This window comes from Halobacillus sp. K22 (assembly GCF_052246795.1).
Taxonomy (GTDB): domain Bacteria; phylum Bacillota; class Bacilli; order Bacillales; family Halobacillaceae; genus Halobacillus.
This window is the reverse complement of sequence record NZ_JBQQCN010000013.1, coordinates 92,418-113,750: the sequence shown is the minus strand read 5'-3', so window position 1 is coordinate 113,750 and position 21,333 is coordinate 92,418. Positions and strand designations below refer to the sequence as shown.

The following is a 21,333-nucleotide window of genomic DNA, read 5'->3' as shown; positions in this document are numbered from 1 at the left end:
TTAAAGGCAGATGTTACCATCTGCCCACAAAGACTCGCTACGAGTGAATGGCTAGTTCTTTCTCGACGGGCATCCCACCCGCTATAAGTTACGACCTATGCTCGGTCGCTCCGGGAGTCTCGTCGTTCCCTTCGCCAGCCTATGCTTGAAAAGCGAACGGACCCTTCTATAGGCGTTAGAAGGTGCTTGACCCGTCTCAAATGCTTCTATAGCGGGAATTATCCACTTTACACGCTCATTGTTAGAAGTTTATCTCCATCATAAACCGAGCCTCTCAAACAAGATTTCGAGCTCCATATATCGCAAGGTCCGGAGGGGGACGATGGAGACTCCTGCGGGATGAACATGATCGGTGAGACCCCGGAAGGCGAAGCCTGAGGAGGCTCAGCACATGCCCGCAGAAAGCGAAATCTTCCCCCGCAGGACCTTCCCTCTCTTAAAATATCTCGAAACTGAGTCTTCCACAAACGGGAGCTTATCTTTAACTAGCATCATATAGCTTTAACAGTTCTTTTTATAAAGTCCTATTTGCAAGAACTCTCGGATGATAACCAGCCATAACGTTAGATAACCTTTAAAAAAAAGATGTCACAACAAAATGTTGCAACATCTTTTTTAAATGGTTATTACTTTTGATTCATAGCAGCCCCTACAAAACCATAGAAAAGCTCTTGAGGGCGAGTAGGACGAGACTTAAATTCAGGATGGAATTGGCTGGCCACAAACCAAGGGTGATCCTCTACTTCAATAATTTCGATTAATCTGCCGTCAGGGCTGGTTCCGGAGAAGTTAAATCCGGCCGCTTCCATCTGATCACGGTAATGATTATTGAACTCAAAACGATGGCGATGGCGTTCATATATAACCTCTTCACCATAAGCTTCCATAGCCTTAGAACCTTCCTTCAGACGAGATGGGTAAATGCCCAGTCGCAGCGTTCCTCCAAGGTCTGAAACTTCTTTCTGCTCAGGAAGCAAATCAATAATTGGGTGTGGAGTAGATGGGTTTATTTCAGCCGAATGCGCCCCGCTCAATCCAAGTACATTGCGGGCAAATTCTACAGTTGCCAACTGCATTCCTAAGCAGATTCCAAGGAAAGGTACGTGTTGTTCACGCGCATAACGTATAGCTTCGATCTTTCCTTCAATTCCACGATCTCCAAATCCACCTGGAACGAGAATACCATCAGCATCCTGCAAATGTTCATGAACATTGGAGCTTGTAATAAACTCTGAATTAACCCATTTCACTTCCACATCCGCATTAAAGCTGTAGCCTGCATGTTTCAAAGCCTCTACCACTGAGATATAAGCATCCGGAAGCTCTACGTACTTACCTACAAGTGCAATCGTAGCTTTCTCTTTAAGGTTCTTCACCTGATTAATAAGCTGGTTCCACTCTGTCATATCAGCTGGCGGGCAATCCAGACCAAAGTGATCACAAGTAAGCTGGTCCAGGTTTTGATCTTGAAGAGTAATAGGTACATGGTACAAAGTATCTGCATCTCCTGCTTCAATCACAGCGTTTTTGTTAATGTCACAGAAGAGAGCAATTTTCTCTTTCATGTCCTCAGATATTTCCATTTCTGTACGCAATACGATGACATCCGGCTGAATCCCGAGAGAACGTAATTCTTTGACACTGTGCTGGGTGGGTTTCGTCTTCATTTCACCAGCAGCTTTCAAATAAGGAACGAGGGTACAGTGGATGTACATGACGTGATCGCGGCCAATATCACTCTTAATTTGACGTATGGCTTCCAAGAATGGCAGTGACTCAATGTCGCCTACAGTCCCGCCTATTTCTGTAATGACCACGTCCGCATTCGTTTCATGAGCAGCACGAAATACGCGTTCTTTTATTTCATTCGTTATGTGCGGGATGACCTGGACCGTTCCCCCCAGATAATCTCCACGGCGTTCTTTCTTAATTACGTTTGAATAAACTTTACCAGTGGTTACGTTACTGAATTTGTTTAAGTTAATATCGATGAAACGTTCATAGTGACCTAAATCCAAGTCCGTTTCTGCTCCATCATCCGTTACGAATACCTCTCCGTGCTGATAAGGACTCATCGTCCCTGGATCAACGTTGATGTAGGGATCGAACTTCTGAATCGTTACTTTAAGCCCTCGATTTTTTAATAATCTTCCTAATGAAGCAGCTGTAATCCCTTTCCCTAAGGAAGATACCACACCGCCAGTTACAAATATATATTTCGTCTCTTTCGCCACTACGATCCCTCTTTCTCTATTAGTCATTATTAGTTATTTACTATAAATAAAAATTTGATGAATGGATTCAATTACCCATCCACCTTTAATCGCACATAAAAAAACAAAAAACGCTCCCCACACTTGGGGAGCGTTCGATTATTTCGTGTCAGAAATTAAAGAGCCCAAATAAGATTGTACTTATAACGGTTTTGAAAGTCAACCGCAGTTTTTATTTATCTTCGTCCTCTTCTTCGTCGCCTACGAAACTGACGTCGTCTTCCACGATTTCTTCTTCCTCTTCATCCAGGTCGTCATCTTCATAATCACCATCATAATCACCGTCATCATCAAGATCTAGATCTTCATCTGTAAGCTCCACATCTTCTTCAATGTCCTCTTCTTCGTTGTTATCATACTCAGCCACGCCAAGTTCATCTTCCAAGAGCTTGGAAGGCTTTTTCTTTTTCTTCTTACGTTTCTGGGGAAGACTAGCGATTTCTTCTTCCATCTGTTCTACTGGATACCATCTTTTCAGTCCCCATCTATTTGTACCAATGGTCATAAATCCGCCATCAATATTCATGTCAGTATAAAACTGTGCAATATATTGTTCTTTCTCGGCTTCTGTAAAACCTTTCAATTTGGCAATCCTCTGGAAGATTTCATTAAAGTCAATCGCTTCTCTTTCCTCTTCCAAAATGATCGTTGCAAGTTCAATCATTGATGTTTCGTTAATCTGATCTTTGCTCAGTTCTTTTACGCTCACGATCCAGCACTCCTTTATATTCACAAAATAGGATAAGTGACCTCATAGGCATACGAATCACATTTAATCATACCATCCATTATATGATTAGGTCTTTTAAAAATCAAATAGATTATCGCAGGGTTCTCCTACCCTGTTGTATTCCTTTCTAACCAAGCGTGTATGAATATAAACATCTTTCTAAAACTATTTAGACAGGATATTTGGTGTTCGCCTTAAAATATTTTAAAATAGAGCTATGTTAAAACGTTGTTGTTGATTTTTCATAAGAGAGTTATTGAATTTGGTTCGTTATCTGGAAGTCTCAATTCCCTCACTTTTAGGTGAACAGGGGGAGCCAGAAAGGCTAATCGATTTCCCGACTGCTTTTCTATACCTAAGCAGCTTCGAGACCAATCTTCAAGTTATATGAAAAATCCGCACGGAGAGTTAGCAGAGCATAGTAGACATTGAACGATCAAAGGAGAGATTAACGTGAAAACCCATCCTTTTAACTGGTTTGCCACCATTATAGCCGTCATAGCTGTTTCGATCTGGCTGTTTACCAGCTATGGTAAAATTCATTCTAAACACTTAACAGAAGCTACGATTTCAGAAAAGACTCATGAAGAGGATGAATACTACATTAAAGTGGATGGAAAGAAAATCAAAGTGAAGGACTCCAGCACCTGGATGGTCCTTGAAGCTGGTGAGAATTATGAACTCACCTATGAATGGTACGGTATTAAAAAGCCATACGTTAAAGATATTAATCAGGCGCATGATGACGATCAAATCGGAGGCGGCCACTAACTCCCAGTCAAACGCCCTGCCTCTTCAATAGAGGCAGGGCGTTATTCATTTACATATTCCTTCTGTACTGTCCACCTACTTCGTAAAGTGCATGCGTAATCTGACCAAGACTGGCGACACGGACGGTTTCCATCAGTTCCTCAAAGATGTTTCCTCCTCCGCTCGCTGTTTCTTTCAAACGATTGAGTGCTTTTTCCGTTTCGTTTTGGTTTGCTTCCTGAAATTTACGAAGCTCCCGGATCTGATGTTCTTTTTCTTCTTGAGAAGCGCGGGCTAATTCCATGGAGTCAATCTCATCTTCAGAAGGAGGATTAGGATTGAGATACGTGTTCACTCCCACAATTGGCAGCTCACCTGAATGTTTTTTACCTTCATAGTAAAGGGACTCTTCCTGAATTTTACCTCGCTGGTACTGACGCTCCATCGCCCCAAGTACTCCCCCGCGGTCGTTAATTCGTTCAAATTCTTGCAACACAGCTTCCTCAACTAAGTCAGTCAGCTCGCGAATAATGTAGGAACCTTGTAATGAATTTTCATTTTTGGTTAAACCGAACTCTTTACTAATAATCATTTGGATTGCCATAGCCCGGCGGACAGATTCCTCTGTAGGCGTGGTGATAGCTTCATCGTATGAATTGGTATGAAGCGAGTTACAATTATCCTGGATAGCAATTAAAGCCTGTAGCGTAGTCCGTATGTCATTAAAATCAATTTCCTGTGCGTGAAGAGAGCGTCCAGATGTTTGAATATGATATTTTAGCTTTTGGCTGCGCTCGTTGGCTCCGTACTTGTCGCGCATAACAATCGCCCAAATCCTGCGAGCAACACGTCCGAGAACGGTGTATTCTGGATCCAGCCCATTCGAGAAAAAGAATGAAAGGTTAGGGGCGAATTTGTTGATATCCATACCGCGGCTCAAATAATACTCCACGTACGTAAAACCATTTGCGAGCGTAAACGCAAGCTGCGTAATCGGGTTAGCCCCGGCTTCCGCAATATGATAACCGGATATGGAGACAGAATAATAATTACGGACTTGATGGTCAATAAAATACTGCTGAATGTCGCCCATCATCCGTAATGCAAATTCCGTGGAGAAAATACACGTATTCTGACCCTGGTCTTCTTTTAGAATATCGGCCTGAACAGTGCCGCGGACCACATTAATCGTTTGGGCTTTTACCTCTTCCGCTTCGTCACGATTAGGTTCACGTCCATGTTCTTCCTTGAATTTATCAAGCTGTTGATCAATGGCTGTATTGAAAAACATAGCTAATATAATAGGAGCGGGACCATTGATGGTCATGGAAACCGAAGTAGTTGGATCGATTAAATCAAATCCATCATACAGCTTTTTCATATCTTCAAGCGTACAAATATTCACACCGCTCTCCCCGACTTTCCCGTAAATATCCGGACGTTCATCGGGATCTTCTCCATACAAGGTGACAGAATCAAATGCTGTACTTAAACGCTTAGCTTCGTCTCCTTCAGATAAATAATGAAAACGGCGATTGGTGCGTTCCGGTGTACCTTCCCCGGCGAATTGGCGCTTAGGGTCTTCTCCTTTTCGTTTAAACGGGAAAACTCCAGCTGTAAATGGAAAAGCGCCGGGAACATTTTCCCTTAGCAGCCAGCTTAAGCGGTCGCCCCAATCCGAATATTTAGGCAGAGCGACTTTAGGAACTTTCAAACCAGTCAAACTTTCAGTCGTAAGATCCATGGTAATTTCTTTGTCTCTGACTTTGAAGGTATAGGTATCACCGCTGTAACGCTTATGAAGATCATCCCAGTCGTCCAATTTTACTTTCGCCTCACGGTCCAGGGTTCGTTCATAATCTTCGATGAGCCGCTCGATACTTGCTTTTGCGGCTTCGTCCTCAAGCTCTTCAAGCGTGCCTTTCAATTGATAAAGCTTCCGGGCTTTTTCTGCCTGTGTTTTTGTGTTTTCGTGATAATCACGAACAGCAAGAGAAAGATCTCGTAAGTATTGTTTACGATCATTAGGAATAATTACATTTTGCTTCTCTACTTTACTTACGCGCTCAAAAGAGGTGTCATCCTGCCAGGAGAATTTTTCGTTCAGCTGATCGACAATGGCCGCAAAAAGTGTATTGGTACCAGGGTCATTAAATTGGCTCGCAATCGTACCGTAAACAGGAAAATTGGAAGCGTCTTCATGAAACAGCATGTGGCTTCGCTGATATTGCTTTTTAACCTGATTCATGGCATCTTCAGAGCCTTTTTGTTCAAACTTATTGATCACAATAAAATCGGCAAAATCGATCATATCAATTTTTTCCAATTGGGAGGGAGCTCCAAATTCGGAAGTCATCACATACATCGATAAATCAGTAATGTCAGTAATCGCCGCATCTCCCTGACCAATTCCGCTCGTCTCTACAATGATCATATCCATACCTGCAGCCTTCAGAACATGAATCGACTCTTCAACGGCAGTTGAAAGTTCCGAACGGGCTTCTCTCGTGGCAAGTGATCTCATATAAACCCTTGGATTAAAAATAGCATTCATACGAATCCGGTCGCCAAGCAGGGCACCGCCTGTTTTCTTTTTCGTCGGATCCACAGAAAGAATGGCTATTTTTTTATCAGGAATCTCGTTAATAAAGCGACGGATTAATTCATCGGTAAGAGAACTTTTCCCTGCTCCTCCTGTACCTGTGATTCCCAGGACAGGGATCGTCTTTTCCTGAGTTTTTTCAACTGCCGCTTCAAAAGCGGCTACTGCTTCCCGTTCTTCTTTGGGTGTATTTTCTACATAAGTTATAAACCGGGCCACCGCCTGGTGATTTCCCTCTGTCAGTTCCTCAATTCCTTGTTCTACGTTAAGCGGAGGAATAAAATCACATTCTTCGATCATTTGATTAATCATTCCTTGGAGACCTAACGTGCGTCCGTCTTCCGGTGAGAATACTCGAGCGACGCCGTAGTCATGCAGCTCTTTAATTTCCCTCGGAATAATTACGCCTCCACCTCCGCCGTACACGCGTATATGGCCGGCTCCTTTTTGGTTCAATAGATCAACCATATATTTAAAATATTCCACATGACCGCCTTGGTAGGAAGAGATGGCTATTCCCTGTACATCTTCCTGAACAGCCGCATTTACTACATCCTCAACCGAGCGGTTATGCCCAAGATGAATCACTTCAGCTCCTGTGGATTGTAAAATACGTCTCATAATATTTATTGAAGCATCATGTCCATCAAACAAGCTGGATGCTGTTACAAAACGGACGGGGTTTTTCGGCTGATAAACCGTTGGTTGTTCCATGTCCGAATTCCTCCTTTAGTTAGGATGGTTCTTTTTCCTGGGTGTTCAGACCTTGAAGCAGCAATTGTATTTGCCCCTCTGTATATGATTCCAGCGTAAAGGAACGCTGCAGAATCCAGCGTCTGAATCCCCACATTTGTCCTTGAACAAATATATTATTGGCAATCAGCTTTACTTCTTCTTTAGAGTGATGTGCAGGTAAGCTGTTCAAAATCACTTGTTCAAGCATGGCTACCATGTCTCGTTCTTTTTGAAGAACGTATTCCTGCGCTTCTCGCGACAAAGACTTAACTTCCTGATACATCACAAGAACTTCATCCTGCATATCGTCCATAAGCTGAAAATAAGACTGAATTGCATGAATCAAACTCTTTATACTTGTCTGTGTGGGATCAATAGAAGCTTCCATACGTTCCTTTACACGCTGATAAATAGAATCACAGACGAGAAAGAGCACGTCTTCCTTTTTACGGATATATTCATAAAGGGTACCAATACTGAAGCCGGATGCCTTAGCGATTTCACGAGTCGTGGTTTTGTGGAACCCTTTTTCAATAAATAGGGTGACCGCTCCTTTAATCATTTGGTTTCTTCGTTTTAAAACCAGGACTTCATCTTTTATAGAAGAGGGAACTTGGTTTTCAGCCATCGTCATTCTCCTTTTCTCATCCATTCTTGAAACCAGGAGTGTGCCAGCTGGTAAGGATCTGCCTCCACGTCGTTCAATGACTTGAGCTTAGCAGGATCCTTCTCGATGACATCTCTCACCTCGCGCCACACTTCCTCTCGAATCAACTCATAGACTTCAAGCGTCAATTGCTGCTTCCTCCGTTTGAAGCCTTGATTTGTTTTATAAAGATAATCCTGATGCTCTTTCATTTGACTAAATAATTCAGCCATTCCTTGATTCTCCGTGGAAATGGTTTGAATAATAGGCGGAACCCACCCTTTAGGCTGAGCGATCATCATATACTCCTCAAGCGTCGTCTTCAGCTTTTCTACACCAGGAAGGTCAGCTTTGTTAATAACAAATAGGTCAGCTATTTCCATAATGCCTGCTTTAAAGATTTGGAGCACATCACCGCTATTGGGGGTTAAAACGAGTCCTGTCGTATCAACGACTTTCATAATATCAAGCTCAGACTGACCGACTCCCACCGTTTCCACGAGCACAATATCAAACCCATAAGCGTCACATACCCGGATAGCATCCTTGGTGGCGCGGGCAAGCCCTCCAAGGCTTCCTCTTGTCGCCATACTGCGAATGAAAACGCCAGGATCCATGAAATGTTGATTCATTCTGGTCCGGTCACCGAGCAGGGAACCGCCGCTGAATGGACTGGTGGGATCTACCGCTATAACCGCGACACTAAGATCCAGACTGCGTAAATAGGTGAGCAGCCTGTTAATCAACGAACTTTTGCCTGCTCCTGGAGATCCGGTAATGCCGATGTAATGCGCTGATTTTTTAATGGAAAAGATATCGCTCATTAAAGTTAATTTCTGATCATCATCGTTTTCTACAAGAGTAATGGCGCGGGCCAGGGCTCGCATATCCTGTTTTTGTATTCGTTCTGCAAGTGAATGCATGGGAAAGCCCCTTTCCGCTTGAAGCTTTTTTCATTAGCTGCTGACCATTCGGCCAATTACGAGACGCTGGATTTCCTGTGTTCCTTCATAAATCTGCGTAATTTTCGCATCACGCATATAACGCTCAACAGGATAATCCTTCGTATATCCATAGCCACCGTGTACTTGGACTGCCTCTGTTGTAATTCTCATCGCAGCATCACCTGCATACAGTTTTGCCATGGCAGAAGCTTTAGAATAAGGAAGTCCTTCTGATTCAAAATAAGCAGCTTGGTAGGTAAGCAGTCGGGATGCTTCGATTTCCGTTGCCATATCGGCTAACTTAAAAGAAATGCCCTGCAGCTTCGCAATCGGCTTGCCGAATTGCTCACGATCCTTTGCGTAGGCGACCGCTTCATCCAATGCTCCTTGAGCGATCCCTACTGCTTGAGCAGCAATTCCATTTCGTCCACCGTCTAAAGTCATCATCGCAATTTTAAAACCTTCTCCTTCTTTTCCAAGAAGGTTTTCTTTAGGTATTTTACAATCTTCAAAAATCAGTTCGGTCGTAGGCGAAGAACGGATACCAAGCTTTTTCTCTTTCTTGCCAAACGAAAACCCTGGCGTTCCCTTCTCTACGATAAAGCCGCTGACTCCGCGCCCTTCTGCTTCTGGGTCTGTTTTTGCAAATACGATATAGATATCTGCTACTCCACCGTTTGTGATCCATACTTTATTTCCATTCAGCACATAGTGGTCGCCGTCTAGTTTCGCCTGAGTTTTCATAGAGGAAACATCACTTCCAGCTCCAGGTTCAGAAAGCGCATAAGCGCCCAGTTTTTCTCCTGTGGCAAGCTGGGAAAGGTAAGTTTTCTTCTGTTCTTCCGTTCCAAATTTATAAATCGGCCAGCTGGCTAATGATATATGTGCAGAGAGTGTAACTCCTGTCGAAGCGCAGATACGAGACAATTCTTCAACAGCGATTGCATAGCTTACGAAGTCAGAGCCGATCCCTCCATATTCTTCCGGCCACGGGATTCCCGTTAATCCAAGCTCCGCCATCTTATCGAAAATTTCACGGTCAAAACGTTCTTCTTCATCACGTTCTGCTGCCGTAGGTTCTACTTCATTTTTGGCAAAATCTCTCACCATTTTCCTCAGCATTTCCTGTTCTTCTGTTAGTGTAAAATTCATTCTCGTCTCCCCCTCAGTCTCTAATCAAATGATTGCTGATCACGATGCGCTGGATTTCACTTGTTCCTTCGTAAATTTCGCAAACTTTAGCATCCCTGAAAAAGCGTTCCACAGCGTAGTCCTCTGTGTATCCATAACCTCCGTGCACCTGCACAGCTTCAATTGCCGTTTTGACTGCCGTTTTAGATGCCATCAATTTAGCCATCGATACTTCTTTTCCACATTTTACTCCTGCCGCTTGTAAAGAGGCCGCATGATAGACAAGAAGTTTAGAAGCCTCTACTTCTGTAGCCATATCAGCGAGCTTAAACGAAACTCCCTGGTGCTTGGCAATGGGGCGTCCAAACTGCTCGCGTTCCTTCGCGTAGGCGACAGCGTGTTCATAAGCCGCTTCCGCAATACCAAGCGACTGGGCAGCAATGCCGATTCGTCCCATATTTAAGTTTGATAACGCAATCTTGTATCCTTCCCCTTCTTCACCAAGAAGCTGAGAAACGGGAACTTTACATTGATCAAAATTTAATTCCACTGTGCTTGAACCATGCATCCCCATTTTCTTTTCTGCTCTTCCAATCGAAAATCCTGGAGTATCCCGTTCAATAATAAAAGCACTTAATCCTTTACCGCTCGGTATATCAGGATTTGTACGGGCAAATACGATAAAAGTATCCGCATGTCCGCCATTGGTAATGAATACCTTCGATCCGTTCAAAACATAATGATCTCCTTTGTTTACAGCACGCGTTCTAAGACTGCCTGCATCAGACCCTGCACTCGGCTCCGTCAGGGCAAAGGCACCTAAATACTCGCCGCTTGCCAGCTTCGGAATGTATTTATCCTTCTGCTCTTCCGTACCGAAGTAAAGAATGGGATTTGTTCCTACTGACGTATGAACAGATAAAATGACGCCAAGAGTTGCACTTACCTTAGAGATTTCGTGGATAGCTATGATGTAAGATATATAATCCATTTCTGCTCCGCCGTACTTTTCTGGAATGGGAATTCCCATTAAGCCAAGCTCGCCCATTTTAGGAATCAGCTCAATTGGAAACCGATCCTCTTTCTCCATACGTTCAACTGCGGGAGCCACTTCTCTTTCGGCAAAGTCACGGACCATCTTCCGCATCATCTCTTGTTCATCTGTAAACCTTAAATTCATCGTCACCGTCTCCTTCATCTGTTATTCGTAGCTGTAAAAACCTCGACCCGATTTCTTTCCAAGCCAGCCTGCCTTCACATATTTCCGTAGCAGCGGACACGGTCGGTACTTGCTGTCTCCGAACCCTTCATGCAAGACTTCCATAATATACAGACATGTATCAAGACCGATAAAATCAGCTAAAGTCAAAGGCCCCATTGGATGGTTCATACCAAGCTTCATCACTGTGTCCACATCTTCCGGAGACGCTACGCCTTCGTGAACGGTGTAAATCGCTTCATTAATCATAGGCATCAGGATCCGGTTAGAAACAAAACCAGGAAAATCTTCTACTTCGACGGGCGATTTATTTATTTCTTTCGTTAAATCTTCGATCGCTTGATAAGTTTCGTCACTTGTTTGAATGGCACGGATAATCTCGACCAGTTTCATAACCGGTACAGGGTTCATAAAGTGCATACCAATGACCTGGGAAGGGCGATTCGTCGCTGCTGCAATCTCAGTAATAGGGAGAGATGAAGTATTCGATGCTAAGATGGCATGCTCAGGCGTAATGGCATCCAGCTGTTGGAATACTTTAGTTTTTATATCCATATTTTCTACCACAGCTTCTACAACGAGGTCACAATCGGATGCTTCATTCATGTCTGTGGTACCGGAAAGCCGTTCAATTGTTGCATTTTCATCTTCCCTGGATAGCTTTCCTTTTCCCACAGCCCGATCCAGCCTTTTTTTGATACTCTCTAACCCATTATTCAGAGCATCCTGATTTAAATCGTTTAACTTTACATACAGTCCTGACTGGGCAAACACCTGAGCAATACCAGCACCCATTTGTCCTGCACCGATGACCATGACTTTGTTAATAGTCATTCAATAGTTCCTCCTTTATACCTTTGGTACTTCGATTAATACAGCATCTCCCTGGCCGCCGCCGGAACAAATAGCTGCAATTCCAAGACCGCCGCCGCGACGCTTTAATTCATAAGCAAGTGTAAGCAAAATTCTCGCCCCGCTTGCTCCTATTGGATGTCCAAGGGCTACAGCCCCTCCGTTTACGTTCACTTTCTCAGGATCAAGTCCAGCAATTTTTCCGCTTGCTAAGGAGACAGCTGCAAATGCTTCATTCACTTCAAATAAATCAATATCTTCTATGGATTTTCCTGCTTTTTTCAACAACTTATTGATAACAAGACCTGGCGTTTGAGGGAAATCTTGAGCCTCCACTGCGATTTCATCATGGGCGATAACAGTCGCCAGAGTATCTAACCCTAATTCATTCGCTTTTTCATCAGACATTAAAAGCATCGCGCATGCCCCGTCGTTGACCCCTGGAGCATTCCCAGCCGTAATCGTTCCATTCTTATCGAAAACGGGACGTAATTTGGAAAGAGCCTCGACGGTTGTATTCTTTCTTGGTGCTTCATCTGTGTCGACCACAACCGGATCTCCTTTTCGCTGTGGTACTTCTACCGACACGATTTCTTCACCCATAGTTCCGTTTTCAATAGCTTGAGCTGCACGCTGGTGGCTGTTATACGACCACTCATCCTGTGCTTCACGTGTTAATTCGAATTCCTCAGCCGTACGGTTTCCGTAGTTACCCATGTGTACATTTTCGAATGAACAGGTAAGGCCATCATGTACCATCATATCCTTAACAGGAGCGTCCCCCATGCGTAATCCCCAGCGTGCTTTAGGCATGAAATAAGGAGCATTACTCATGCTCTCCATACCGCCAGCTACGATCACTTCCTCTTCACCTAAACGGATGAACTGATCGGCCATCGTTACACTTCTCATTCCAGAAGCGCACACCTTGTTGACTGTTTCTGTTTTCACATGCCAAGGAATTCCAGCTTCACGTGCGGCCTGTCGGGATGGCAGTTGTCCCTGTCCTCCCTGCAGAACGCTCCCCATAATCACTTCATCTACTTCTTCACCCTTGTATCCAGCACGCTCTAAAGCCTCTTTAATCACGATCCCCCCAAGCTGGGAAGCTGTTAAAGGAGCAAGAGCACCTCCGAATTTTCCAAATGGAGTACGAGCCCCTGACACGATTACTGTTTTACGCATTTTTAATTTCCTCCTCTTTGTGATAACGCTTTCAAAATTGGCGATTGAACGCTCGCTCAATATGTCTTCATAAGGAAAGTGTACCTAAAATAGTGTACACTTTCCACAATTTTCATAATTTTTTTCTAAGAACTGACTAGATATGCGAACGTTATTTACGCTGTTTTTTCTTCTGAATTTTCGAAAATGGATTTGGCCAGAATCTCTGCTATATCCATTGTACTCACTTCTTCTTCTACTTCTTTAGCTTTGGTTCCATCCGATAACATCGTGAGACAGAATGGACATCCGCTTGAAATCATCGTTGGCTCTACTTCAAGAGCCTGTTCTGTACGAGCTACGTTCACACGGTTTCCTGATTTTTCTTCCATCCACATCATACCTCCGCCGGCTCCACAGCACATTCCATTGGATCGGTTGCGTTTCATTTCGACGACCTCAACTCCTGGAATCATTTCAAGCACTTCACGAGGAGGCTGGTAAACTTCGTTATAACGGCCCAAGTAACAACTGTCGTGGTAGGTAATCTTCTCGTTTACTACACCTTCTGGCTTCAGACGGCCTTCTTTCAGCCATTCAGAAAGCATTTCGGTGTGGTGATAAACTTCCGCTTCAAGACCGAAATCCGGGTATTCATTCTTGAAAATGTTATAAGCATGCGGATCTATCGTGATAATTTTTTTCACATCATTTTTTTCGAATTCTTTCATATTCTTTTCAGCCAGTTCCTGGAACAAAAATTCGTTGCCCATCCGGCGCGCTGTATCTCCGGAATTTTGCTCTTTGTTACCGAGAATCGCAAATTTAATGCCGGCTTTATTCATCAGCTTAGCAAATGCGACTGCGATTTTCTGACTGCGGTTATCGTAAGACCCCATTGAACTGACCCAGAAAAGATATTCGAATTCTTCTCCTGATTTCTTCAGTTCTTTTACTGTAGGGATATGAGCTTCTTCGTCAAGGCTTCTCCAATCTTCTCTTTCCTTCTTGGAAAGCCCCCACGGGTTGCCCTGGCGCTCAATGTTCATCATCGCTCTTTGGCCGTCCGGATCCATTTTCCCTTCTGTAAGAACAAGATAACGGCGCAGGTCGATGATTTTATCGACGTGTTCATTCATGACTGGGCAGGCATCCTCACAGTTACGGCAAGTAGTACAGGCCCATAATTCTTCCTCGGTAATGACATCGCCAATTAAGTTTTTATTGTGGGCAGCTTCCACGGCAGCGGCCGCTTCATCTGTCCCTTTAGTGCGGGCCATTTGAGCCAATGTGTTTCCTTCTGTGCCCGAGAAGGCATAAGCAGGAACCCAAGGAGACTGGCCTGTGACGGCGGCACCTTTTTCCGTCAAATGATCTCTCATTTTAATAAGTAAATCCATCGGTGAAAGCATTTTACCTGATCCTGAAGCAGGACAGACATTGGTGCAGCGTCCGCATTCCACACAGGCATACAGATCAATCATCTGCAATTGGTTCAGCTCTTCTATCTTTCCGACACCAAAGGAAACATCTTCTTCATCCGTTTCCTCATCGATATCAAAATTAATCGGCTTAAGTTTGCCCGGAGGATCTTCACGGCTTAAGAAAACGTTGACCGGTGCTGCCAGCAAGTGCGCATGCTTGGATTGCGGCACGTACACAAGGAATGTAAGCAGAATAAGCAGGTGAATCCACCACATAATAAAGAAGACAGTAGCAGCAGCTGCTGGAGGAAGCCAAGCGAAAGCGCTTGCAATTAAAGTCGCAACGGGCTCTGTCCAGGCTCCTTCATGGCCGTGCCAGATTATCCCCATACCATTTCCTACAAGCACAGTAACCATCAGTGTTCCAATAAAAATAAGTACAAGTCCTGCCTTGAAGCTTCTTTTCAGACGGACGAGGTTTTCTATATAGCGGCGGTAAAACGCCCAGATAACAGCTACAATAATCGTTAGCGTTACAATTTCCTGGAAGAATGTAAATCCTGGATAAAACGGTCCAAGCGGCAAATGCGAATCAGGAGCTAGTCCTTTCCAAATAAAATCAATGGCCCCAAATTGAACAAGAATAAAGCCATAGAACATCATAACGTGGATCGCTCCGGATTTCTTATCCTTCAATAGTTTCTTTTGACCAAACACATAAATCCCAATCTTCTGCAGACGTCTTTTAATCTTGCCATCAAACTCAAATTTCTTCCCCATCTTAATATAAGCGATACGTGTACGGACAACGCTTACAAATAAGTATAATCCATAAATCGTAACGCCAAGGAACAAAATCCAGTTTGCAAGTAACAACGGATTCATTTGTTCTCCCCCTCTTGGTTGTTATCGCAGATGCGATTTTCCTTTTTTATCGGCCCAGAAACTTAGAAATTTCTGAATCTTATAGCTTTACTATAAATTATGAATGAGCATTCAGTCAACATGTTTTCAATTTTTTCCTATTGAAACGAAATCAGATGGGAAGACTAACGACAGATGGCAATGGGAGGCTGAAATCATGATAGTCCTAATCATACTAGTTAGTATCACTACTTTTATTTTACTGTTAATTACAGATTTTAAAATGGGACAAAAATCCCACAAAAAAACTGGAGATCCGATAAATATTGAAGAAACACATGGTCAATATGAACTTTTTTCTGAAGGATTAAGGCTGTTTGAAGCTTTTTTTCAGGATATTTCTGAAGCTAAAGTAAGAGTCGACATCAGCTTCTTTCTCATCGATCAGGATGAAATTAGCAAGGAATTTTTTGACATATTAAAGAAAAAAGCGCAGGAAGGAGTATCAGTCCACCTGCTCGGTGATCGTCTGGGCTGCTATTTGATCAATAAACAGACCAGAAATGAACTTAAAGAAGCTGGTGTTCACTTTGCATTCGCTGAAAAACCCAGATTTCCTTATTTCTTCTATCACTTAAATCGGAGAAACCACCGGAAAATTACGGTAATTGATGGAAAGACCGCCTATATTGGAGGGTTTAATGTGGGGAGTAACTATATTGGCCATAACCCAAAATTTGGAGACTGGCGTGATTACCATATGCGCTATACAGGTGCAGTTGTTGAAAAACTTCAGGCTGTATTCACAAAAGACTGGTATAAATCCACCGGAGAGAAGTTAACCACCATAAAGCTAGAACACCCTGAAGGGAAGAAAGTGTCCGTCCTCGCCTCTGATGGAATCGGTGTAGCGGAAGAATTTAACCGGTTAATCCACTCTGCTGCAAAAGAAATTATTGTGGGAACCCCTTACTTCATTCCAACACCTGAACTGCTTCAATCATTTAAAACTGCTCTCAAAAATGGAATTGAGTTATACATCATGGTCCCTATGAAATCTGATCATCCGTTTGTTAAGGAAGCCGGTATCGTCTTTCTGAACGAACTCTACCAAAGAGGAGCCCATATTAAATTTTTTGATGCAGGATTTTACCACTCGAAAGTATTTATAGTGGACGGGGAATGTGCAGATATCGGTACCGCGAACTTCGACAGGAGAAGCTTCTTTTTAAATAAAGAAGTGAATACCTATGTTTATGACAAAACGTTCATCGCAGCGGTTCGCGACGCTTACTTTCAAGATATGAAAGACGCCGTGCCATTTGATGAAAGCTGGCTTAAAAACCGCTCCCTAAGTACTAAAATCAACGAAAAAATCGCAGCCAGGCTGCGACCTTTATTGTGATTTATTTAAAAATTTCCGTGAACACAGGGCCCATCCACATCATGACTTTAAAACCTAAGTAAATCCCCACGATTCCAGCCACTCCAGCTAGTGCAGGCGGGGCTGGAATCGGAAGTTTTAAAGCTGCAAATACGATACCCACGACTAAACCAGTGAGTATTGCTAAAATAATTTCTTTCATAAGCTTGTCCTCCTTTTCATCATCTATCCTTCAAGCTTTTTTTCCATCCCAAACTACATTGTTCCTATTTTATCAATTGGATCTGTTAATCTTCCGTGTTGGTTTTAAGGTAAAGCTCCCGTTACTGCAAGACTCAGTTTCGAGATAAATGGGGCCCGTTGCTATATATGCAAGAGGGCTGGTGGGGAAATAACTCGCTTTCCTGTGGGGAAACTGGCAAGCCTCCTCAGTCGCTATTGCTCCTTGTGGGGTCTCGCCTAGCTTCTTCTCCCACGGGAGTCTCGCTATTTCCCCACCAACCCAACATGGTTTTGAATAACGGACCCTGCTATAGGAGATAGAAGCCATTCTGAATCTGCCTCAAAATGCTTATATAACAAGGTTCCTACAGTTATACCCACATAAACCCCGGTGAGGATCCTAGGTTATACTTGTTCATTGGAAGGCGTTTATGGAGAGAATTCCGAGCTCTCAATAATCGCAAAGGGGCGGAAGGGAACGGCGAAGACTCCGGCGGGAGGAACATGATCGGTGAGATCCCGGAAGGCGAAGCCTGAGGAAGCTCACCACATGCCCGCGGAAAGCGAGTCGTTCCCTGGAGCCCCTTTCTCTACAAAATATCTCGAAACTGAGTCTTTAACTAACCGGCCCTATTACGTAATATGCCTTATGAAAATCAACAATAAACTATAACAAAGCCTCTCAAAAACAGATGGCTTTACGCATATATAAGTACTGGGGCAAAGAATGTCACAAAAAAAGAGCGCCCTGCTCTCTCTTTTTGCGAAGACGCCCTTTAGTCATTTTATGAACTTACATCTGTTCTGGTGCTGAAACTCCGATTATTTTCAGCGCATTACTCAAGGTAATCCGTACAGCTTTCATTAGTGCCAGTCGGGAAGCCGTAAGTTCAGGGTTTTCTTGATCCAGTACTTTCTCTGCATTGTAAAAGCTGTGCAGATTGGATGCCAGATCGAAGGCATACTGAGTTACCCGGTGAGGGGTTCGTTTCTCTGCCGCATCCGCGACCAGCTGCGGGAATTCACCAAGTCTTTTAAGCAGATCTTCTTCTTTTTCAGCCGTTAAAAGACTTCCGTTGAACGTCTCTTCCCTCAGCCCCTTTTCCTCTGCCTGTTTCAGCATTGTACATATGCGGGCATGAGCGTACTGAACGTAATAAACTGGATTTTCATTAGATTCTGAACGGGCCAGATCCATATCAAAATCCAGATGAGAATCACTGGAACGCATAGAGAAGAAATATCGCATCGCGTCAATACCGACTTCCTCCATCAATTCACGTAGCGTAACAGCTTTTCCTGTACGCTTACTCATTTTCACCTTCTCGCCATTCTGGAAGAGGTTGACCATTTGAATAATCTCTACTTCAAGTGTATCTTCATCATAGCCGAGGGCTTGGATCGCTGCTTTCATGCGCGGGATATATCCATGGTGATCGGCACCCCAGATATTGATGAGCGTATCAAACCCACGGTCCAGTTTATTCTTGTGATAAGCAATATCCGGCGTCAAATAGGTGTACGTCCCATCATTTTTAATGAGCACGCGATCTTTATCATCACTGAATTTCGTTGTCTCAAACCAGGTAGCTCCGTCCTTTTCATAGACAAAGTCCTTTTCTTTAAGAACCTGCAGTGCATTTTTAATCCGGTCGCCTTCATACAGCGAAGTTTCAGAAAACCATTCATCAAAAGGAACTCTGAATTCTTCTAAATCCGTTTTAATCTTATTCAGTTCATATTGCAAACCGTACTCACGGAAGAACTTCAAACGATCTTCTTCAGATTCCTCTGCCCATTTATCTCCTGCTTCCGAAGCAAGCTTTTTACCGAGTTCTACGATATCACGGCCGTGGTATCCATCTTCCGGCATCTCCCATTCTTTCCCTAATGCCTGCATGTAGCGGGCTTCAACAGAAAGAGCGAGATTCGCCATTTGATTCCCGGCATCATTAATATAATACTCTCTGGAAACGTCATAGCCTGCAGCTTCCAGTACATTGCATAAGGAATCTCCTACCGCTGCTCCCCTTGCGTGACCAAGGTGCAAAGTCCCCGTCGGGTTAGCGGATACAAACTCCACTTGAATCCTATGACCTTCCCCACTTTTGCTTTGACCATACTGACTCCCTGCTTCCAGGATGGAAGGAACCAATTCAGTCAAGTAGTGGTTATTCATATAGAAATTTATGAAGCCCGGACCTGCAATTTCTATTTTTTCAATTGAAGCTTGTGAACGATCAAATTGTTCAACAAGTTCTGAAGCAATCGCACGCGGATTTTTCTTTGCTATTCTGGCGAGCTGCATTGCCATATTTGTTGCGTAATCGCCATGCGCTTTATCCTTCGGCTGCTCCAATACAACTTCCGGCATTTCTTCTTCCCCGGCTAGCTCAGCTGAAAGCACGGCGCGGACGATTTCCTTCTTGAGATTCTCTTCCATTTGTTCAACGATATTCATGATTCGCTCTCCTCCTCAAACGTCAATGTCAAACGGTGGTCCTGCGTTACTTCATGATTCAACGTCATTTGATAATGGAGAAATAACCGTCCGCCCATTGCTTCATCAAGGGAACTAAACTCCATTTCTTCCGTATAAGTTTTCATATGGAAATCACCATATTCATGATGATATAAATTCTCTGTTTCTACCTCCGGCTGGAAAACCTGGCGCATATCTACGCCGCCGCTTCGCTTTATACTGACATGGCCTGGCTTTACTGTGATCATCGTATTAACAGGATCCCCTTCATCGGGATGTTCTGTAAAAGTAATCACCTGAGTCTGACCACGCGCAAAGAATTGACCAGCTTCGTTTACTTCCATCGTCTCTTTACGCTCCGTATCTCTGATTTCCGTAACGAGCTGCACCTGGATATCCTTAGCATTACTTGTCATTTCTTCGTTCCTCCCTTCAAAGGGTTTACGTACACTATAACTTGTTTATTATAAGAATTCATTCACAAAAACGCAAGAGCGTGCCCGTGCTCCTTATTCTTGAAGCAGTGTGTTCACCTGATTCTGGATGTCATTAATCTCAGTGATGTGGGCCGGTACACTATAACTGGCATATAACAAAGCAAGTGCTGCAACAATTACTGCAAACCAAGGATAAGAAAGGTGGTTCTTAAAGGGACGGCGCTCCGGGACAAGTAATAACAATAAAAATGGAAGCAACAGACCAATAACGATGACATCCATTCTCCACTGCTGATTTTCCTCGGAGATAGATAACGAAAAGCTGATCGCTTGATCTATTCGATCTTCAATAGCAATATCAGTCGTTTCTTTAGAAAATAACCCTTTTTCAATCGTTAGTTGTTGGTTACTAAGCGAATAACTATATCCTGAAGGGTTCCACTTCCCTACAAACGTTACTAGAATCAGACTCATCATGATAATGGCATATGCTAGCGTGATACCTATAATCTTTTTATCCAAAAAAAGCGCTCCTTTATTCATCTCATATAGAAAAGCCCCTATGAAAAATCATAGCGGCTGTTTCATTCTATCATTTATTTAACAAACCCCAAAAGCATTTCACGTATGAATTTACTGGCAGCGATTGGGGTTTTTTCTGTCGGATCATAAGCTGGAGAAACTTCAACAAGATCGGCACCTTCAACGCTCACTTCGCTGCCTGCAATCTCGTGAATGGAAGCCAGCAGCTCTTTTGACGTAATCCCTCCTGCTTCTGCTGTTCCAGTCCCAGGAGCAAAAGCAGGATCCAGTACGTCAATATCAATGGTTACATAAACAGGACGTCCAGAAAGTTTCGGAAGAACTTTTTTCAAAGGCTCCAGCACTTCATATCTGGCCATGAACATGCCGCTTTCCTCAGCATATTGAAACTCTTCCCTCATTCCGGAGCGGATACCAAACGAATACACGTTTTCCGCTCCGATGAGCTCGCAAGCTTTCCGAATAGGAGTCGAGTGGGAAAGCGTCTCGCCTTCATACTCCTCACGGAGGTCAGCATGAGCATCGATATGGATAATCGCAAGGTCGGGATATTTCCGGTACATCGCTTTTAACACCGGCCATGTGACCAGATGCTCCCCTCCCAGTCCAAGAGGCATTTTCCCCATCTCCAGAAGTTCATCAATATAGCCTTCAATAATATCAATACTTTTTTGAGGATTTCCAAAGGGGAGCAGTAAATCACCTGCGTCGTGGTAATTAATTTCCTCTAAATGTCTATCCAAGTAAGGACTGTATTCTTCGAGACCAATCGAGGCCTCACGGATGCGGCTCGGGCCAAACCGGGAGCCTGGCCTGAAGCTGACCGTCCAGTCCATCGGCATTCCGTAAATTACGGCATCCGCCTCCTGTTCGGAAGCACGGCTCATGATAAAAACTTTTCCAGAATAGGCTTCATCAAATCTCATTAACT

Annotated in this window: 17 protein-coding genes; 2 read left to right on the top strand and 15 right to left on the bottom strand. The window is 43.6% G+C overall.

From position 1 onward, the window contains the following. Positions 1-626: 626 nt before the first annotated feature. Positions 627-2,261: a CTP synthase gene (locus ACTWPM_RS11270; protein ID WP_443133137.1), complete on the bottom strand. Its 1,635-nt coding sequence runs from the start codon at positions 2,259-2,261 to the stop codon at positions 627-629. 184 nt (positions 2,262-2,445) lie between these two features. After that, complete coding sequence (rpoE, locus tag ACTWPM_RS11265) at positions 2,446-2,982, bottom strand: DNA-directed RNA polymerase subunit delta (RefSeq protein ID WP_443133136.1); 537 nt, start codon at positions 2,980-2,982, stop codon at positions 2,446-2,448. A 474-nt stretch (positions 2,983-3,456) separates the two neighbouring features. On the opposite strand from rpoE, the gene ACTWPM_RS11260 reads away from it, so the two are divergent. After that, positions 3,457-3,774 (top strand): hypothetical protein, encoded by a 318-nt coding sequence (locus ACTWPM_RS11260; RefSeq protein WP_443133135.1) that lies wholly within the window; start codon positions 3,457-3,459, stop codon positions 3,772-3,774. A 49-nt stretch (positions 3,775-3,823) separates the two neighbouring features. On the opposite strand, the gene icmF is transcribed toward ACTWPM_RS11260, so the two are convergent. The 8 genes from icmF to ACTWPM_RS11220 all read right to left on the bottom strand — a co-directional run bounded on the left by icmF (position 3,824) and on the right by ACTWPM_RS11220 (position 15,355). Next, on the bottom strand, positions 3,824-7,069 hold the full coding sequence (gene icmF, locus ACTWPM_RS11255) for a fused isobutyryl-CoA mutase/GTPase IcmF (protein WP_443133134.1): 3,246 nt from the start codon (positions 7,067-7,069) through the stop codon (positions 3,824-3,826). Between the two features lie 19 nt (positions 7,070-7,088). Beyond that, positions 7,089-7,718 (bottom strand): TetR/AcrR family transcriptional regulator, encoded by a 630-nt coding sequence (locus ACTWPM_RS11250; RefSeq protein ID WP_443133133.1) that lies wholly within the window; start codon positions 7,716-7,718, stop codon positions 7,089-7,091. Positions 7,719-7,720: 2 nt separating this feature from the next. After that, positions 7,721-8,659 (bottom strand): methylmalonyl Co-A mutase-associated GTPase MeaB, encoded by a 939-nt coding sequence (meaB, locus tag ACTWPM_RS11245; RefSeq protein WP_443133132.1) that lies wholly within the window; start codon positions 8,657-8,659, stop codon positions 7,721-7,723. Between the two features lie 33 nt (positions 8,660-8,692). Continuing rightward, a complete protein-coding gene (locus tag ACTWPM_RS11240) occupies positions 8,693-9,832 on the bottom strand; it encodes an acyl-CoA dehydrogenase (protein WP_443133131.1) in 1,140 nt (379 codons plus the stop codon). A 13-nt stretch (positions 9,833-9,845) separates the two neighbouring features. Further along, entirely contained in the window at positions 9,846-10,991 is a 1,146-nt protein-coding gene (locus ACTWPM_RS11235) for an acyl-CoA dehydrogenase (RefSeq protein WP_443133130.1), read from the bottom strand. Between the two features lie 21 nt (positions 10,992-11,012). Further along, positions 11,013-11,864: a 3-hydroxybutyryl-CoA dehydrogenase gene (locus tag ACTWPM_RS11230; RefSeq protein WP_443133129.1), complete on the bottom strand. Its 852-nt coding sequence runs from the start codon at positions 11,862-11,864 to the stop codon at positions 11,013-11,015. A 15-nt stretch (positions 11,865-11,879) separates the two neighbouring features. Beyond that, a complete protein-coding gene (locus ACTWPM_RS11225) occupies positions 11,880-13,067 on the bottom strand; it encodes an acetyl-CoA C-acetyltransferase (RefSeq protein WP_443133128.1) in 1,188 nt (395 codons plus the stop codon). A 155-nt stretch (positions 13,068-13,222) separates the two neighbouring features. Beyond that, positions 13,223-15,355 carry a heterodisulfide reductase-related iron-sulfur binding cluster gene (locus tag ACTWPM_RS11220; protein WP_443133127.1) on the bottom strand — a complete coding sequence of 711 codons (2,133 nt, stop codon included), beginning with the start codon at positions 15,353-15,355 and terminating at the stop codon, positions 13,223-13,225. Positions 15,356-15,551: 196 nt separating this feature from the next. Here ACTWPM_RS11220 and cls point away from each other — a divergent pair, with 196 nt between their 5' ends. Continuing rightward, positions 15,552-16,739, top strand: a complete 1,188-nt coding sequence (cls, locus tag ACTWPM_RS11215) for a cardiolipin synthase (protein ID WP_443133126.1) — start codon at positions 15,552-15,554, stop codon at positions 16,737-16,739. A gap of 1 nt (position 16,740) precedes the next feature. Here the strand turns inward: cls and ACTWPM_RS11210 are convergent, their stop codons facing one another. The 5 genes from ACTWPM_RS11210 to speB all read right to left on the bottom strand — a co-directional run bounded on the left by ACTWPM_RS11210 (position 16,741) and on the right by speB (position 21,328). Next, complete coding sequence (locus ACTWPM_RS11210) at positions 16,741-16,920, bottom strand: XapX domain-containing protein (RefSeq protein WP_443133125.1); 180 nt, start codon at positions 16,918-16,920, stop codon at positions 16,741-16,743. Between the two features lie 813 nt (positions 16,921-17,733). Then, positions 17,734-19,401, bottom strand: a complete 1,668-nt coding sequence (gene argS, locus ACTWPM_RS11205; protein ID WP_443133124.1) for an arginine--tRNA ligase — start codon at positions 19,399-19,401, stop codon at positions 17,734-17,736. Then, positions 19,398-19,838, bottom strand: a complete 441-nt coding sequence (locus ACTWPM_RS11200) for a DUF1934 domain-containing protein (RefSeq protein WP_443133123.1) — start codon at positions 19,836-19,838, stop codon at positions 19,398-19,400. The genes argS and ACTWPM_RS11200 overlap by 4 nt, the downstream gene beginning before the upstream one ends. A 93-nt stretch (positions 19,839-19,931) precedes the next feature. Further along, entirely contained in the window at positions 19,932-20,381 is a 450-nt protein-coding gene (locus ACTWPM_RS11195) for a hypothetical protein (protein WP_443133122.1), read from the bottom strand. A gap of 74 nt (positions 20,382-20,455) precedes the next feature. Next, entirely contained in the window at positions 20,456-21,328 is an 873-nt protein-coding gene (speB, locus tag ACTWPM_RS11190) for an agmatinase (protein ID WP_443133121.1), read from the bottom strand. Between the last annotated feature and the right edge of the window lie 5 nt (positions 21,329-21,333).

Excerpts from the sequence above, each read along its gene's own strand:
- ACTWPM_RS11270 (WP_443133137.1), bottom strand. The coding sequence starts at position 2,261 with ATGACTAATAGAGAAAGAGGGATCGTAGTGGCGAAAGAGACGAAATAT.
- icmF (WP_443133134.1), bottom strand. The coding sequence starts at position 7,069 with ATGGAACAACCAACGGTTTATCAGCCGAAAAACCCCGTCCGTTTTGTA.
- ACTWPM_RS11250 (WP_443133133.1), bottom strand. The coding sequence starts at position 7,718 with ATGGCTGAAAACCAAGTTCCCTCTTCTATAAAAGATGAAGTCCTGGTT.
- meaB (WP_443133132.1), bottom strand. The coding sequence starts at position 8,659 with ATGCATTCACTTGCAGAACGAATACAAAAACAGGATATGCGAGCCCTG.
- ACTWPM_RS11240 (WP_443133131.1), bottom strand. The coding sequence starts at position 9,832 with ATGAATTTTACACTAACAGAAGAACAGGAAATGCTGAGGAAAATGGTG.
- ACTWPM_RS11235 (WP_443133130.1), bottom strand. The coding sequence starts at position 10,991 with ATGAATTTAAGGTTTACAGATGAACAAGAGATGATGCGGAAGATGGTC.
- ACTWPM_RS11230 (WP_443133129.1), bottom strand. The coding sequence starts at position 11,864 with ATGACTATTAACAAAGTCATGGTCATCGGTGCAGGACAAATGGGTGCT.
- ACTWPM_RS11225 (WP_443133128.1), bottom strand. The coding sequence starts at position 13,067 with ATGCGTAAAACAGTAATCGTGTCAGGGGCTCGTACTCCATTTGGAAAA.
- ACTWPM_RS11220 (WP_443133127.1), bottom strand. The coding sequence starts at position 15,355 with ATGAATCCGTTGTTACTTGCAAACTGGATTTTGTTCCTTGGCGTTACG.
- cls (WP_443133126.1), top strand. The coding sequence starts at position 15,552 with ATGATAGTCCTAATCATACTAGTTAGTATCACTACTTTTATTTTACTG.
- ACTWPM_RS11210 (WP_443133125.1), bottom strand. The coding sequence starts at position 16,920 with ATGAAAGAAATTATTTTAGCAATACTCACTGGTTTAGTCGTGGGTATC.
- argS (WP_443133124.1), bottom strand. The coding sequence starts at position 19,401 with ATGAATATCGTTGAACAAATGGAAGAGAATCTCAAGAAGGAAATCGTC.
- ACTWPM_RS11200 (WP_443133123.1), bottom strand. The coding sequence starts at position 19,838 with ATGACAAGTAATGCTAAGGATATCCAGGTGCAGCTCGTTACGGAAATC.
- speB (WP_443133121.1), bottom strand. The coding sequence starts at position 21,328 with ATGAGATTTGATGAAGCCTATTCTGGAAAAGTTTTTATCATGAGCCGT.